Source organism: Streptomyces sp. NPDC006487 (assembly GCF_042870555.1).
Lineage (GTDB): Bacteria > Actinomycetota > Actinomycetes > Streptomycetales > Streptomycetaceae > Streptomyces.
The window spans coordinates 275,333-289,958 of sequence record NZ_JBIAHN010000004.1; the positions used below are offsets into that span (position 1 = coordinate 275,333).

Here is a 14,626-nt window from a genome sequence, read left to right on the forward strand (position 1 = left end):
CCTCGAAGCCTGGGCGCCGGCCGCGGACTCGATCACGGGCGCGCGGCGTAGCGGTAGAGATGGGTCGGGGTCCAGCCCTTGCGGCACAGCGCGGCCACGATCGTGGCGGCCGGATCCGCGCCGTCGGGGTCACGGGGGTGCGAGACGTGGCCGATGAGCGGCAGGCCGAGCTCGGCCGCGGTGCGGGCGCAGGCGGCCACCAGGCGGTCGGTCGCGGACCGGCGCAGGCCGCCGTCCTCGACCAGGATGTCCACCAGTTCCACGAAGCCGGTGCCGCTGACGTCGTCGTACGCGTCGGTGAGGATCGTCGCGTGACCCACCGGGTCCACCTGTCCGGGGGCGCTGACCAGGTACGAGCGCCGGTCGGGCGCGGTGAGCAGGCCGCGGACGCAGTCCTCGGTCCCGAGTTCGTCGACGGTGGCACCGCGGCCGGCGCAGGCCCCGCGGATCGCCTGCGAGAGCCATCGGCCCACCGCGTCCCGGTCCGGGTCGGCGGCATCGCGGATGTCGACGGCGTCGGACGGGCGGGCGCCGGGCGTGGGCGGCGGCTCGGCGACGTGCCGCAGATACGTCAGCAGGGGCTGCAGGAGCGCGTGGGGAGCGAGGTGCGCCGGCACCCGCACCACGGCAGCCGTGCAGTCGGGGTGACGGCTGAAGAGGGTGTCGAGCAGCCGGGGCGCGTCGGCGAGCAGTTCCGGGGCGGCGTACTCCACCAGGCACTGCAACTCCCTGCTGGCGGGCTCCAGATACTCGCCCGCCACCAGGGGCAGGCCGTCGAGGCGGCTCAGCAGGCCGACCTCGTCGGCGGCTCGGAGATAGCTGTCGGTGGCAGTGAAACCGGCGGCTGCGGAGCCGGCGGCAGTGAGAGGGGGCGGGGCCGTGGGCGCGGGAGGGACCGTGGGAGGGGGCGGGGCCGTGACGGTTGCCGCCTCGCCGTTCATCGACCCTCCGGCCGGATCACCGCGATCAGCTGCGCGGACAGTTCCGCCGCCGCGCCGCGAACCTGCTCGGCCGTCACGGCCTTCAGGGCGGCGATCTCCTCGTCCGCGTCCCAGACCCGCTCGCTCAGCAGCCGCTGGGTGGCCAGCACGATGGCCAGGTCGAGCGGAGCCTCGGCCTCCCGGACGGCCTCGACGGTCGCCTGGCGCTTGGCGGCCAGGAAAGCCTGCTCCTGCGGACCGTCGACGGCCACCTGGTCCAGCACCTCGCGGAACGCGGCCAGCAGCCGGGGGGCGTTGTCCGGCTCGCAGCCCGCGAGCATCCGCCAGGCTCCCGTATCGCTGTAGCTGCGCGACCAGGAGCGAAACGAGTACGCCAGGGCGTCCTGGTTGCGGAAGCGGTCGTACAGCGGTGACGCGGGACTGCCACCGAGCAGGTATCCGAGGATCGCGGAGGCGTGCCGGCGCGGATCGGTGGCGTGGGGAGCGCGCCCCCCGACCAGCATCCAGCAGAACTCGTCGGGCCACCGCTCCACCAGACCCGGGGTCAGCGGACCGGGCACTCCACCGGTCGAACCGAGGCCCGGATCCGGTACCGCACCGCGCGCCATCCGGCCCAGCCCCGCCACGGACAGCGCCTCGCGCAGGGCCTCCTCGGTCAGGCCGCCGACGCTGGACACGGCGAACGGAGCGGTCCGCAGCGCGCGGTCGTGAGCGTCCCGCACCGAGTCGACGGTCAGCCCGGACACCGTCCCAGGCAGGCCGCCGACCGGGGAGCCCAGCGGATGACCGGCGAAGAGACGGCCGAGGAAGGCCTCCTGGACGGCGTCCGCGTCGTCGGAGGCCGCCGCCGAAAGCTCCTGCAGGACCACCCGCCGCTCGGTGTCCAGCCGCTCCTGGTCCACGCGCAGGTCCAGCAGCGCACGGCAGATCCACTCGGCCACCTCGGCGGCGTCCTCGTTCAGGACCTGGGCGTGGACCACCAGCGACTCGGGCCCGGTCATGGCATTGCATTCGCCGCCGCGGTGCTCGATCCGCTCGCACAGGGAGAGGCCGTCCGGAAACGGCGTCGACATCACCAGGTGTTCGAGCATGTGGGCGACGCCGGAACTGCCGGGAGGATCGTGTCGCGCTCCGAATCCGAGCGCGAAGCAAAGGCTCGTGGTGCGCAGCCGGGGTTCGTGGTTCACCACCACGGGGACGTCGAGCGACAGCGGTGCGTTCATGGGAATTCCCGTCGTGCGGAGAAACGGAGAAACGGGGGAACGGGGAAGCGGGTGTGGCCCCGCGGGTATGGCCCCGCGGGTCCAAGCAGGCGAGGGTGCCGCCGGGCGAATGCCCGACGACACCCTCAGCGCTGCGAATTACTTGCCGGTGCGGACGTTGACCTTGTCCAGACGCGGACGCATGCCGACCAGGTGGTTGCGAGTCATGATGGCTCCTCAAAAGAGATGGAATGGATAATTCGGTGCTCGTCCCGTCGGGATTGTTTCCCCGGCGGCACGTTCAATAGTTCACCGGAAAACCCGAACGGTGTCAACGAATTCCCCGGCTCCTGCCTGTCACGAGATCGCGTGTCACGTGAATTCGTTCCCGATTTCACGGTCACCCCAAAACGGTCCCCGAGGGGAGTGTCACGCAAATTCGGCAATGTACGCGGAGCCCCATTCCCGGCATTGTCGGATTCCGTAGCCGTCAATTTTCGCTCGGCCGGGCCCGGTCCAACCGTGCACTTCCGGGGCGCATCGCACACGTGGCGCACGTGGCACACGTGTACTCATGAAGGAGAGCTCAATGGCAGATCAGCACTCCCTGTTCCTGATCAAGCCGGACGGGGTCGAGCGGAATCTCGAACAGGCGGTCGTCGAGGCGGCCCAGGACGCGGGCCTCACCGTCGTCTGCCGGCACCGGCTGCTGCTGGGCGAGGAGGAGATCGTGCGGGCCTGGGCCGACACCCGTCGCACGGAACATCCGCTCGAACACCTCTCCCTGGACCTCTGGTACGGCGCGCGTCCGATGGAGATGCTGCTGGTGACGGGCCCGGACGCGCTGACCGGCGCCGACCGGGTCAAGTCCCGGGTGCGGGCCGGCTACCGGCGCGGCCCGTTCACCAACGTCCTGCACACCCCGGACCACCTGGGCGAGTTCGAACTCCAGCTGTCGGTCTTCGGCCGCGGCTGTGAGACCTGCACGGCCGTGCTCACCACCGATTTCGGCGACTACTCGACGGTCCCGCAGGCCTATCCGCCGGGCACGCTGCTCCCCGAGGAGTGGCGCGACATCGCCCGGCTGCGGAAGCTGATCCAGCCTCTGTGGGACGACCCCGACTCCTGCTTCTGGCGTCCCGCCTACCCGGAGCCCTTCTGCAGCGAGCAGTCGGTGGGCACGGCGGACCACGCGCTGTACATCGCCGCTTCCCCCCATCAGCTGTCCTTCGACAACCTGATCGGCGCGATGCTGACGGCACTGCCGGGGATCGACTTCGCCCGGGCGACGGAACTGATCATCTCGGCACTGCACCACCGCGACTTCACGCTGGCCGTGGGGACGGCCGAGGAGTGCGGGCGCTACCGTGCCTCGCTGATGGCGCAGGGCCTCGTCACCCCGGTTCGCACGCTCGACCAGGACACCCTTCGCCGCGCGGAACAGGTGCGCTCGGGCGGCCTGACCGACTTCGCGACGGCATGAACAGCTCGGCCCGGCCGGCGCCCGCCGTCCCCCAGCACGGTCAGGAACGACGCTCCGGCCAGATCCGGGACCGGCTGGCCAAGCGCGCCGCTCTGCTGTCCGAGGGCGTTGACCTCTACGCGGCGGCCCAGCCGGTCGCCGACCGCGTCCACCTCCTGCAAGGGCGCTACGGGGGGCTCCCGCCACGGATCCGTACGGGAGCCAGGGTGAGCGTGGCCGGCCGGATCATGAGCCGCCGGGACCACCGGGACGTGGAGTTCGCGACCCTGCGCGACATGTCCGAGGAGATCCAGATCCTCCTGCCGGGGGACCGTGCCGCGGCCGAGCCGCGCGTCCGCTGGCGTGCGTCGGTCGACCTGGGCGACCTGGTGGTCGTCGAGGGCGAGCTGATCACCACGGGCAGCGGCGCCCTGGCCGTCGAGGCGGTGGACTTCCGGCTGGCCTCCAAGGCCCTGCGCCCACTGCCGGGCCGGCCCGTGGGCGGAGCCCGAGCGGGCCGATCGGAGGGCTCAGCAGGGGCGGGCCGATCGGAGGCCGCCCCCGGGGCGGGCCGGCCGGCCACCGCACGGCACCGCTACCAGCGCATGATGCTCGACCCGGCCGAGACCGCCCGGACCCGGCGCCGGGGCGCCGTTCTGCGGGTCCTGCGGGAGGAGTTGTACGCCCGCGGGTTCACCGAGGCCGACACCCCGCTGCTGCACCCGGTGCACGGCGGCACCGCCCGTCCCTTCACCGCACGGATGAACGCCTGGGGCATACCGCTACACCTGCGCGGCACCGCCGAGATGTATCTCAAGCGGCTGATGGTCGGCGGGATGGACCGGGTCTTCGAGATCGGCCGGTCCTTTCGCAACGAAGGCGTCGACGCCACGCACTTCCCCGAGTTCAGCGCCTGCGAGGCCTATCTGGTCCACAGCGACTACCTGGCCACCGCCGATCTGGCCGAGCAGCTGGTGGCCGCCGCGGCGGTGGCCCTGAACGGCCCGGGGAGCACTGCCCCGGTCTTCGCCCGGCACCGGCTGCACGACCTGCTCGGCCGGGTACTGGGCACGCCGGTGGACAGCGCCACCTCGCAGGCCGAACTGGCCGGGCACGCCGAGCGCCACGGCCTCCCCGTCCCGCCGGGATCCGGGGCCGGCGCCCTGGCCGTGCTGCTCTACCGCAAGCTCGTGGAACCGGGCCTGCGCGAGCCGACGTTCGTCCTCGACTTCCCGCTGGAGGGCGCGATACTGGCCCGCCCGCACCGCCGGGACCCCGCGCTGGTGGAGGCCTGGACCCTGGTGATCGGCGGCCTCGACGTCGGACAGGGCTGCAGCGAGTTGACGGACCCGGTGGAACAGCGGCGCCGCTTCACCGAGCAGGCGCTGGCCCGCGAGGGCCGGCAGCTCGGCGTCACCGAGCTGGACGAGGAGTTCCTGGCGGCTCTGGAACACGGACTGCCGCCGCTGGGCGGACTGATGTTCGGGGTGGACCGCCTGATCACCGCGCTCGGCGGTGGCGGACGGCTGCGCGATCACCAGTGCCATCCGATCGTGCGCCCGGCACCGGCCCCGGACACACCCACAGCCCCGGCCACACCCATCGCCCCCGCCGCAACCACAGCCCCCACCCCAACCACAGCCCCATCCCCATCCCACCCGACCACGGACCGGAAGGAAGCAACGGAGTGGACACCAGCCACCAGCGACTCGACACCCTGCTGACCGAGGCCTGCGACCGGTTCTCCGGGCAGACCGCGCTCACCAGCGGCACGCAGTCCCTGACCTACGCCGAACTGGCGGCCACGGCATCCGAGATGTCCGTCGGCCTGGCCGCCGCCGGCCACCGGTCGGGGGAGCCGGTGCTGCTCTCGGTCGGCAACCGCTGCGCGGACATCCCGGCCCAGCTCGCGATCTGGCGGGCCGGCGGAATCGTCGTCCCGGTCCACCACGGAGTGCCGCGGACGGTGCTGCGGGAAACGGCGCTGCGCACCGGCGCCCGCCTGCTGGTGCGCCCGGAGCAGGACCGCCCCGCCGACCGGGTCGGCCGCCTGGACCTGCCGACGCACCCCGCGCCCCGCGAACTCGACGCCGACCAGGCGCTGGTGGCCTTCACCTCAGGGTCCACCGGTCGGCCCAAGGGCGTCGTCCTGTCCCACCGCGCGTTCACCGCCAAGCTGCGGGCCATCGCGCAGGTGCTGCCGTTCCGCTCCGGCGACCGGGCCGTGCAGGTGCTGCAGCTCAACTTCACCTTCGGCCAGTGGACGTCCCTGCTCACCCTGGCCACCGGCGGCACCCTCGAGCTGGTCGAGCAGTTCGGCGCGGCATCCGTCCTGCGGCGCCTGGCCGAGCGGTCCGTGCAGCGGATCGCCGTGGTGCCCAGCATGCTGCGGCTGATCAACCGCGAACTGGACGCCCCCGGCACGGGACCGTCCCTGCGTACGGCTCTCCGGGAGGCCGGCTCCCCGGCCCTGTGGATCACCGGCGGGGAACCGCTGCCCGCGGGACTCGGCCGGCGGCTGCGCGCGGCCCTTCCGGGCACGGGCATCGCCGACGTCTACGGGCTCAGCGAGACCTCGACCTCCGACTTCATCCTCACCCCGGATCAGTACGAGGCCGGTGCGGGCACCATCGGCCGGCCCGGCCCCGGGGTGGAGTTCCGGATCGTCCCCGACGAGGGCCTGGACGCGGCGGCCCCCGGCGTCACGGGCGAACTGTGCCTGCGCACCCCGTACCTGATGACCGGCTACCTGGACGATCCGTCGGCCACGGCCGAGGCGACCGCCGGCGGCTGGCTGCGCACCGGCGATCTCGCCACCGTCCGCGAGGCCGACGGCCTGGTCCGACTGGTCGGACGGAAGAAGCAGTTGATCTCCCGCGGTGGCGTCAAGATCGCCCCGCTGGAGGTGGAGAACGTCTACTCCCGGCATCCGGACTGCGGCGGTTGCCTGGCCGTCGGCGTCCCGGACCCGATGCTGGGTGAGCGCGTCCACCTGCTCTTCGTCCCCGCCGTCGGCAGCAACCCCACCGAGGACGAACTGCGCGCCTACGGCCGCGAGCGGCTGGAGGAGTACAAGGCGCCCGAGCGCGTCCACCTGGTGGCGGAGCTTCCGCTGGGACGTACCGGCAAGGCCGACCGGGCCGCCGCCGCACACCTGGCGGAGGCCGCGCACCTGGCGGACACCGTGCGCCCGGCGGGGACCATGCACCCGGCGGGGACCGCGGCCCCGATCCCGGCGGCCGAGCCGCAGGTGACCCGATGACCCTGCTCGGCGTCTCGACCGCGGCCCTGGCCGACCGCAACGACTTCGAAGCCCTGCTCGCCTACCGGCCCGACGTGATCGAGTTCTACGGCTACCCCGGCTCGGCGCTGCCCCGGATCGCACGGTTCTGCGCGGACCACGGCATCCGGCCCGCCCTGCACACCCCGGTCCCGTACGACCTCGGCACACCACTGCGCCGCTTCGCGCCCACCGGCCCCGACCCGCGGCAGGCGGCGGCCGCGCTGCGGCTGACGGAGGCCACCGTGCGGTGCGCGGCGGACCTGGACGCCCTGCACGTCGTGGTGCACTTCCCCAGCCCCTACCCGCCCTTCCACGAGGCCGGATTCGAGGAAGCGGGCCAGGAGTTCCTGGCGGCCACGGCCGCGCTGGTCCGTCGCTACGGGGTTCCCGTCCTCGTCGAGAACCTCTCGGCGCACCCGCTGATGCGTACCCCCGAGCAGTACCAGCGCGCCCTGGCCGCCCACCGCGACCTCGGCCTCTGCCTGGACCTCGGCCATGCGCACCTGCTCGGAGCGGAGCTGGGGACACCGCTCGGATTCGCGTCCGCCTTCGGGAGCCGGGTCCGCAGCATGCACGTGTACGAGACCACGGCCGAGCGCTACCCCCGGCACGGCCACGAGCCCGCCACCGCCGACCGTTCGAGAGCCGACGGCTTCATCGGGCTGGCCGGGCTGCTGCCCGACCTGTTGCGCCTGACCCGGCCGGCGGTGCTGGTCATGGAGCACGGCCCGCCCGCCCCGGGCGCACCTCAGGCCAACGGCACCGCCACCTGGCTGAGAGAACTGATCCACCATCACGACGCAGGAGCAACCGTATGAGCAACAGCACGCATCTGGAGCTGATGACCCGCCTGGCGCAGAGCAAGGACGCGCACCGGACGACGGTCCTGAAGGAACTGTCGGAGATCACCCAGCACTTGATCGACACCACCGGCCGGGGCCTGGACCTGGTCGAGGCCGATCTGACCGGTCTCGACCTGAGCGGCGCCGACCTGCGCCGGGCCACGCTCAGCCGGGCGGTCCTGCACAGCACCCTGCTCGTGGCGGCCGACCTCGCCGAGGTCACCATGGTCTGCCCGGGCATGGAGCGCACCAACCTGCGGGACGCGAGCCTGCGTTCCGCCTACGTCCACGCCCTGGCCGCGCAGACCTGCAACTTCGACGGTGCGGACCTGACCGGCCTGCGGGACGCCACCGGCACCCTCTTCCACGGGTGCAGCATGCGCGGCACCCACCTGGACGGAGCCCACCTGGCCGCGTCCTTCTTCTACCAGTGCGACTTCTCCGACGGGTCCGCCCGCGCCACCAACCTCCAGGGCGCGCTGATCAACGAGTGCCTGCTGGACGACGCCTTCTTCGACGGTGCGCTGGTGGACCAGCTCACCATCACCAAGTCGTCGATGCGCGAGGCGTCGCTGCGCAACGCGAGCGGACAGGGACTGGTCCTGCAGCGCCTCACCGCTGCCGACGGCCTGGTCCTGGCCGGCGCCGCGCTCCCCGGGCTGCGCCTGTCCGAGGTCCGCGGTGACACCGTGCACGCGGCAGCGCTGGCCGCCCGCGACGCCGACTTCGCCGACGTCGTGCTGACCGGCGCCGAACTGACCGGCGCCGATCTCACCGGAGCCCGGTTCCACCGCTGCGACCTGCCGGGCGCGCGGTTGACCGAGGCCCACCTCACCGGCGCGTCCGTCAGCTCCAGCAGCCTGCGCGGCGCCGTCCTGCGCGGCGGGCACGGCGAGAACCTGCGCCTGGTGGAGAGCGACCTGTCCGACGCGGACCTGAGCGGATTCACCGGGCGCTGCCTGACCGCCCGCGACGTCAACCTGGCCCGCGCGAACCTGCGCCACGCGAACCTCTACCGCGCCATGATCACCGGCGACCCGCCGCGTGCCATGAGCCTGCGCGGCGCGGTCCTGGAGGGCGCCACGCTCGTCCAGGCGTACCTCGCCGCGGATCTGCGCGGGGCCGACCTGCGCAACGCCAACTGCGCCTACAGCCGGTTCAGCCAGTCCGACCTCAGCGGGGCGCGCCTGGACGGCGCGAACATGTACCAGTCCACCTGGATCAAGGTCCCGGTCAGGGACGCCGTACTCACCGGGGTCCGGGCCCCCGTGTTCGCCAACCGCTGCCCGGGCCTGGCGGAGGCGCTGCACCGCGCCGACGGACCGGCCGCGGCCGAGTTCACCGCTTTCCTGGAGGGCTTCGACGCCGCTCTGGCAGCCGGCCGCAAGGGCTCCACGTGACCCGCGTACTGATCGTCGCGGCCCACCCGGACGACGCCGAACTCGCGCTCGGCGGCACGATCGCCCAGCTCACCGAGCGCGGGGACGAGGTCACCGTCGCCCTGTTCACGGTGTCCGAGACCGCGAGCACGCAGGACCGCGACCGGCGCGCCCGGCGGATCGCCGCCGCCGAGGCCGCCGCGCAGACGCTCGGACACCGCCTGCACTGGCTCGGGGACGGCCGGTACGACCAGGTCGAGGACATCCCCGAGTACCGAGCCGTCGGCCTGCTCGACGACCTGGTCGCCGAGATGGAGCCCGACACCCTGCTCACCCACTGGGACGGCGACTCGCACGGCGACCACGTCCGGGTCGCCCGCGCGGCGATCGCGTCGTCGCGCCGCTGGCCGCGGACCGCTCTGCTGCAGTTCGGCCCGAACGAGCACCGCACCGTGCGCCACGCGGAGTTCGTCCCCACCCTCTACGTCCCCACCGCTGCCCAGCTGCCCCGCAAGCTCCGCGCGCTGGCCTGCTACGCCTACCCCGGGCAGGGATTCCGCGCCCTGGACCCCGACGCGGTCGAGCTCCTCGACCGGGCCCGCGGGGCCGCCGTGGGGCTGGCCGCGGCGGAAGGACTGCGTCTCGTCCGCCACTGCCTCACCCCCGGCCGTCCGCTCCTCTGAGTTCCCGACTCTGAGTTCCGACTCCGAGTGCCCGGCCATGAGTGCCCGGCTCCGAGTGCCCGACCCTTCACACCAAGGGAGTCACCGCTATGACCATGCTGACCATCGAGGAGCTGCCGACCCGGGGCGGCCCCGGCACCGTTCCCGCCGACCTCGCCCCGACCCACCGCGAGGACCTGCTGGCCCTGCGCACGACGGCCTGCGTCTGGGGGCTGGGCCACATCGGCTGGTCCACCGTCGAGGCACTGCGCGCCGAAGGCGTCTCGGTCGTGGGCTACGACGTCGACGCCCGGCAGGTCGCGGAGCGCCGTAGGTCCGTCGCGGAGCAGGCCGGGCCGGTGCCCCAGGTGACCACGGAGCCGGCCCGGGCGCTGAAGGACGACGTCGGGGTGCACTTCATCGCGGTTCCCACCGAACGCGAGGCGCAGCCGCTGACCGACATCCTGGTGGAGGTCGTCGCGGCGATCGCCGCCGCGACCGCGGCCCGGCAGCCCGGCCGGCCGCCGCTGGTGATCATCGAGTCCACGCTGACGCCCGGCACCGTCGAGGACCTGCTGCTGCCGATCATCACCACGGCCGGTCTGGTGCCCGACCGGGATCTACTGGTCGCCCTCGCGCCGCGCCGTGACTGGTTCCTGGTCGAGGGCTACGGACTGCGGGACCTCGACCGGATCTACTGCGGCATCGGTGCGCGCTCGGCCGACGCCGCCCAGGACGTCCTCTCCCTGATGTGCGACACGCTGCACCGCGCACCGAGCCACGTGGAGGGCGAACTCGTCAAGTGCGTCGAGAACGCCTACCGCCACGTGGAGATCACGCTCGCCAACCAGCTCAGCCTCGCGTATCCGCACGTGGACATGGTGGAGGTGCTGCGGCTGGCCGGCACCAAGTGGAACATCGGCACGTTCCACCCGAGCTTCGGCACCGGCGGCTACTGCATCCCGCTCTCCAGCCGGTACCTGCTCAAGGGCGCCGCCGACGCGGGACAGCTCACGCTGCTCAGCGACGCCGTCGAGACGGACATGCGGATGCGCAGCCTGGTCGCCGAGGCGGTCGCGGCCCGCGGCCCCGTCCTGGTGCTGGGGCTCGCCTACAAGGGCGGGATCAAGGTGTCCACGCTCAGCCCCACCGTGCGGATCACCGAGGAACTGCGCAGGCTGGGAGCCCCGGTGAGCGTGCACGATCCGCTCTACAGCGCCGAGGAGATCGACCGGCTGCTGGGCCCCGGCACCGCCACCACCGACCTGGCGCTGGCCTTTCGGGAGGCCACCACCGTGCTGGTCGTACCCGACCACCCGCAGTTCCGCTCCGAGCCCTACCCGGGGCTGCTGGCCGAGCCGCGCGAGAACCCCCTGCTGGTGCTGGACAACCACGGGGTGTGGGCGGACCAGCCCCGGGCCGACCACATCGTGTACCGCAGGGCGGGCGGAGCCTCCTGGCTGGCCGCCGCCCCGAACGGCCCGGCGGACCCGCGATGAGCACCACCGCTCCGGCCGCCGCCCGACACCGGACGTCCCCGTGACGGCCGTCCCCGTGTCGGCCGTACCGGTGACGGCGGGACCCATGCCGGCCGTCCCCGTGTCGGCCGGCCCCCGCCGGGCCCGGGTCCGGCTGCGCGACGCCGGCCCCACCGTCTTCACGCAGATGTCGCAACTCGCCGGCCTGCACGGCGCGATCAACCTGGGGCAGGGCTTCCCCGACACACCGGGACCGTCCGTCGTCGTCGACTCCGCCGTGGCCGCCCTGCGCGCCGGGCACCACCAGTACCCGCCGGTGCCCGGGCTCCCCGCGCTGCGCGAGGCCATCGCCGCACACCAGCGCGGCTGGTACGGAATCGAGTGGGACCCCGCACGCGAGGTGGTGGTCACCACCGGCGCGTCCGAGGCACTGGCGGCGGCGCTGCTCGCCCTGGTCGGGCCGGGCGACGAGGTGATCGTCCTGGAGCCGTACTACGACTCCTACGCCGCGTGCGTGGAGCTGGCCGGGGCCACCCTGGTGCCCGTGCGGCTCACCCCGCCCGCGTTCACGTTCGATCCGGCCGCGCTGCGGGCGGCCGTGACTCCCCGGACGAAGGTGCTGCTCCTCAACACGCCGCACAATCCGACCGGGACCGTTCTGCCGCCGGAGTCCCTGCGGCAGATCGCCGAGACGGCCCGTGCCCACGACCTGCTGGTCATCGCCGACGAGGTCTACGAGCACCTGGTCTACGAGGGGCCGCACCTGCCCATCGCGACGCTGCCGGGCATGGCCGAGCGGACCCTGACCATCGGCTCGGCCGGCAAGACCTTCTCCTTCACCGGGTGGAAGGTCGGCTGGGCCACCGGCCCCGCGGACCTGGTCGAGGCGGTCACCGCGGTCAAGCAGTACCTGTCGTTCAGCTCCGGCACCCCCTTCCAGCACGCCGTGGCCGAGGCCCTGAGGCTGCCGCCCGTCCGGATCACGGCCCTGCGCGACTCGTTGCGGGAGCGCCGCGACCGGTTCGTCGCCGGACTGCGGGACATCGGCTTCGCCGTCCACGTCCCGCAGGGCACGTACTTCGTGACGGCCGACATCCGCCCGCTCGGGGAGGCCGACGGCCTGGCCTTCTGCCGCTCGCTGCCCGCCCGCTGCGGGGTGGCGGCCGTCCCCAACCAGGTGTTCTACGCGGATCCGGCAGCCGGCCGGCCCTACGTCCGGTTCGCCTTCTGCAAACAACAGGCGGTACTCGACGAGGCGCTCGGCCGACTGGCCGCCCTGCGCAGCGGCAGCCCTCCCGCATCCACCGCACCTTTCTCATCCATCGCATCCATCGCATCCATCCTCCCTACGGAAGAAGCGAGTTCGTGACGACAACGGCCGACCGTTCCCCGGGCAGTCAGCCCGACGCTCGCCAAGCCGAGCTGGCCGCCAACCTGCGGGCCGTCACCGCGCGGGTCGAGGCCGCAGCGGCCGACTGCGCCCGCGATCCGCGCGACATCACCGTGGTGGCCGTCACCAAGACCTGGCCCGCCTCGGACGTCCGCCTGCTGCACGGGCTCGGGGTCCGTCACGCGGGCGAGAACCAGGACCGCGAAGCGGCGGCCAAGGCAGCGGACTGCGCCGACCTCGCCGAGCCGCTGCACTGGCACTTCGTCGGCACGCTCCAGCGCAACAAGGCCGCGTCGGTGGCCCGGTATGCCGACCTCGTGCACTCCGTCGACCGTCCGACGCTGGTGGCCGCGCTCTCACGGGCGGCGCTGGCCGCCGGGCGGACGCTCCCCTGCCTGATCCAGATCAGCCTCGACGCGGATCCGCGCCGCGGCGGAGTACCGACCGGCGAACTCCCGCTGTTGGCAGAGGCGTTGGCATCGGCTCCCGGCCTGGAACTGGCAGGAGTCATGGCGGTGCCACCGCTGGGCCGGTCGGCGCGCGCCTCATTCGAGCGGCTGAGGGAACTCTCGGAGCGACTGAGAGCCGACCATCCGCAGGCCACCGCGATCTCCGCCGGCATGAGCGGCGACCTGGAGGCGGCCGTCGCCGCCGGCGCGACCCACCTGCGGGTGGGCTCCGCGCTGCTCGGCGGACGCGACTACTCGGTGCCCGCCTCCGCACCCGCACCCGTGCCGGAGATGAGCGCATGACCCGCCGATCTGCCACACCTCCCACACCTGCCGCACCTGCACAACTGGCCGAGTCCTTCCGCACGTTGCTGCGCAGCCCCAGCACGGGCGGCGAGCTGCACTGGGCGGAGCCGTACGTCCTCACCGACGGCGAGTCGCTCTGGCCCTGCCTGGAGGGCATCCCCTACCTGCGCCTGGGACGGGACTCCCTGCGCGCCGCAGCCGTCGCCGCCATCCGCGCCGGCGACCTGCCCGGCGCGCTGGCCATGCTGCTGTGCGACCGCAAGGACGACACCATCCCGCCGGCCGACCCCGCGGCGGTGCGCGCGCTGGTCGACGGCGCGGGGACCGCCGCCGAGGCGATGGCCGCACTCGGCTACGGCGGCCTCGCCCCCTACTTCCTGCACCGCTGGTGCCAGCCGACCTATCTGAGCGGGCTCGCCCTGCTGGAGGAGCACGCTCCGGCCGGCGGCACCCTCTTCGAAGTCGGTTGCGGGGCGGGCCACTTCCTGCGCACCTGGCTGGAGCGCTCGGGGCCCGCGATCGGATCCGACCTGGTGTTCTCCCATCTATGGCTCGCCCGGGTCTTCGTCGCTCCCCAGGCCCACCTGGTCTGCTTCGACGCCGAGGGTTCCTTCCCGATCGCCGACGGCTCGGCCGAAGTCGCCCTGAGCCACGACAGCTTCCACTACTTCCGCGACAAGAAGCACGTCCTGGACGAGCTGCTGCGGATCGGCGGCACCGGACCGGTGCTGCTGGGGCACGTCCACAACGCCTCCCACGACAACTTCTCCGCAGGGCTGCCGCTGCCCACCGACGGCTACACCGCCACCGTGGACCCGGACCTCTGCTACGACGACGCCGCACTCACCACCGCGGCGCTCGACGGGAGAGCGGCGTCCCCGCAGAGCGCCGAGGGGTTGCGCGAGGTGGCGGCACTGGCCTTCGCCTGCCGCACGACCGGCTCGCCGGCGGCGCCCGGGAAGCCCACCGACCCGGTGCCCGGACGGCTCACCGGCCCGCTGCCCGGACGCCCGCTGACCGTCAATCCGCTCCTCGGCGACGACGGGCCGCGCTGGCCCGACGAGAAGTTCGCCCGCGAGTTCACCGACGGCTGGTCCTATCTCCGCGACCTCGCCAGGCCCGACGAGGCGACGGTGACCGCAGCGCGCGCGGGCCTCGTCGGCCGCGATCCCGAAGTCGCCCGCCTCGCCGCCCGGCGCGTGTTCCTGGACCTCCCTGAAAGCTGGATCTGA

At 73.2% G+C, this 14,626-nt stretch carries 12 protein-coding genes; 10 read left to right on the forward strand and 2 right to left on the reverse strand.

All coding sequences use genetic code 11. From position 1 onward, the window contains the following. Positions 1–32 precede the first annotated feature (32 nt). Both ACFYM0_RS08710 and ACFYM0_RS08715 read right to left on the reverse strand, forming a co-directional pair. On the reverse strand, positions 33–941 hold the full coding sequence (locus tag ACFYM0_RS08710; RefSeq protein ID WP_388498210.1) for a hypothetical protein: 909 nt from the start codon (positions 939–941) through the stop codon (positions 33–35). Next, positions 938–2,164, reverse strand: coding sequence for a M16 family metallopeptidase (locus tag ACFYM0_RS08715; RefSeq protein ID WP_388498213.1), 1,227 nt, complete (start codon positions 2,162–2,164; stop codon positions 938–940). The genes ACFYM0_RS08710 and ACFYM0_RS08715 overlap by 4 nt, the downstream gene beginning before the upstream one ends. Positions 2,165–2,732: 568 nt before the next feature. On the opposite strand from ACFYM0_RS08715, the gene ACFYM0_RS08720 reads away from it, so the two are divergent. From ACFYM0_RS08720 to ACFYM0_RS08765, 10 genes are all read left to right on the forward strand, one after another. Next, complete coding sequence (locus ACFYM0_RS08720) at positions 2,733–3,626, forward strand: hypothetical protein (protein ID WP_388498215.1); 894 nt, start codon at positions 2,733–2,735, stop codon at positions 3,624–3,626. Continuing rightward, positions 3,623–5,329 carry an amino acid--tRNA ligase-related protein gene (locus ACFYM0_RS08725; RefSeq protein WP_388498217.1) on the forward strand — a complete coding sequence of 569 codons (1,707 nt, stop codon included), beginning with the start codon at positions 3,623–3,625 and terminating at the stop codon, positions 5,327–5,329. Before ACFYM0_RS08720 ends, ACFYM0_RS08725 begins: the two co-directional genes overlap by 4 nt. Further along, the gene (locus tag ACFYM0_RS08730; RefSeq protein WP_388498220.1) at positions 5,293–6,867 is read left to right on the forward strand and encodes a class I adenylate-forming enzyme family protein; all 1,575 of its coding nucleotides are present in this window, start codon (positions 5,293–5,295) and stop codon (positions 6,865–6,867) included. The genes ACFYM0_RS08725 and ACFYM0_RS08730 overlap by 37 nt, the downstream gene beginning before the upstream one ends. Continuing rightward, positions 6,864–7,706, forward strand: a complete 843-nt coding sequence (locus ACFYM0_RS08735) for a sugar phosphate isomerase/epimerase family protein (RefSeq protein ID WP_388498223.1) — start codon at positions 6,864–6,866, stop codon at positions 7,704–7,706. The genes ACFYM0_RS08730 and ACFYM0_RS08735 overlap by 4 nt, the downstream gene beginning before the upstream one ends. Beyond that, positions 7,703–9,130 carry a pentapeptide repeat-containing protein gene (locus tag ACFYM0_RS08740; RefSeq protein WP_388498225.1) on the forward strand — a complete coding sequence of 476 codons (1,428 nt, stop codon included), beginning with the start codon at positions 7,703–7,705 and terminating at the stop codon, positions 9,128–9,130. The genes ACFYM0_RS08735 and ACFYM0_RS08740 overlap by 4 nt, the downstream gene beginning before the upstream one ends. Beyond that, complete coding sequence (locus tag ACFYM0_RS08745) at positions 9,127–9,792, forward strand: PIG-L deacetylase family protein (protein WP_388498228.1); 666 nt, start codon at positions 9,127–9,129, stop codon at positions 9,790–9,792. The genes ACFYM0_RS08740 and ACFYM0_RS08745 overlap by 4 nt, the downstream gene beginning before the upstream one ends. An 89-nt stretch (positions 9,793–9,881) precedes the next feature. Continuing rightward, complete coding sequence (locus ACFYM0_RS08750; protein ID WP_388498231.1) at positions 9,882–11,270, forward strand: UDP binding domain-containing protein; 1,389 nt, start codon at positions 9,882–9,884, stop codon at positions 11,268–11,270. A gap of 85 nt (positions 11,271–11,355) precedes the next feature. Then, the gene (locus tag ACFYM0_RS08755) at positions 11,356–12,618 is read left to right on the forward strand and encodes a pyridoxal phosphate-dependent aminotransferase (RefSeq protein WP_388498517.1); all 1,263 of its coding nucleotides are present in this window, start codon (positions 11,356–11,358) and stop codon (positions 12,616–12,618) included. Continuing rightward, complete coding sequence (locus tag ACFYM0_RS08760) at positions 12,615–13,391, forward strand: YggS family pyridoxal phosphate-dependent enzyme (RefSeq protein ID WP_388498232.1); 777 nt, start codon at positions 12,615–12,617, stop codon at positions 13,389–13,391. The genes ACFYM0_RS08755 and ACFYM0_RS08760 overlap by 4 nt, the downstream gene beginning before the upstream one ends. Then, on the forward strand, positions 13,388–14,626 hold the full coding sequence (locus ACFYM0_RS08765) for a class I SAM-dependent methyltransferase (protein WP_388498235.1): 1,239 nt from the start codon (positions 13,388–13,390) through the stop codon (positions 14,624–14,626). The genes ACFYM0_RS08760 and ACFYM0_RS08765 overlap by 4 nt, the downstream gene beginning before the upstream one ends.

Excerpts from the sequence above, each read along its gene's own strand:
- ACFYM0_RS08710 (WP_388498210.1), bottom strand. The coding sequence starts at position 941 with ATGAACGGCGAGGCGGCAACCGTCACGGCCCCGCCCCCTCCCACGGTC.
- ACFYM0_RS08715 (WP_388498213.1), bottom strand. The coding sequence starts at position 2,164 with ATGAACGCACCGCTGTCGCTCGACGTCCCCGTGGTGGTGAACCACGAA.
- ACFYM0_RS08720 (WP_388498215.1), top strand. The coding sequence starts at position 2,733 with ATGGCAGATCAGCACTCCCTGTTCCTGATCAAGCCGGACGGGGTCGAG.
- ACFYM0_RS08725 (WP_388498217.1), top strand. The coding sequence starts at position 3,623 with ATGAACAGCTCGGCCCGGCCGGCGCCCGCCGTCCCCCAGCACGGTCAG.
- ACFYM0_RS08735 (WP_388498223.1), top strand. The coding sequence starts at position 6,864 with ATGACCCTGCTCGGCGTCTCGACCGCGGCCCTGGCCGACCGCAACGAC.
- ACFYM0_RS08740 (WP_388498225.1), top strand. The coding sequence starts at position 7,703 with ATGAGCAACAGCACGCATCTGGAGCTGATGACCCGCCTGGCGCAGAGC.
- ACFYM0_RS08750 (WP_388498231.1), top strand. The coding sequence starts at position 9,882 with ATGACCATGCTGACCATCGAGGAGCTGCCGACCCGGGGCGGCCCCGGC.
- ACFYM0_RS08755 (WP_388498517.1), top strand. The coding sequence starts at position 11,356 with ATGCCGGCCGTCCCCGTGTCGGCCGGCCCCCGCCGGGCCCGGGTCCGG.
- ACFYM0_RS08765 (WP_388498235.1), top strand. The coding sequence starts at position 13,388 with ATGACCCGCCGATCTGCCACACCTCCCACACCTGCCGCACCTGCACAA.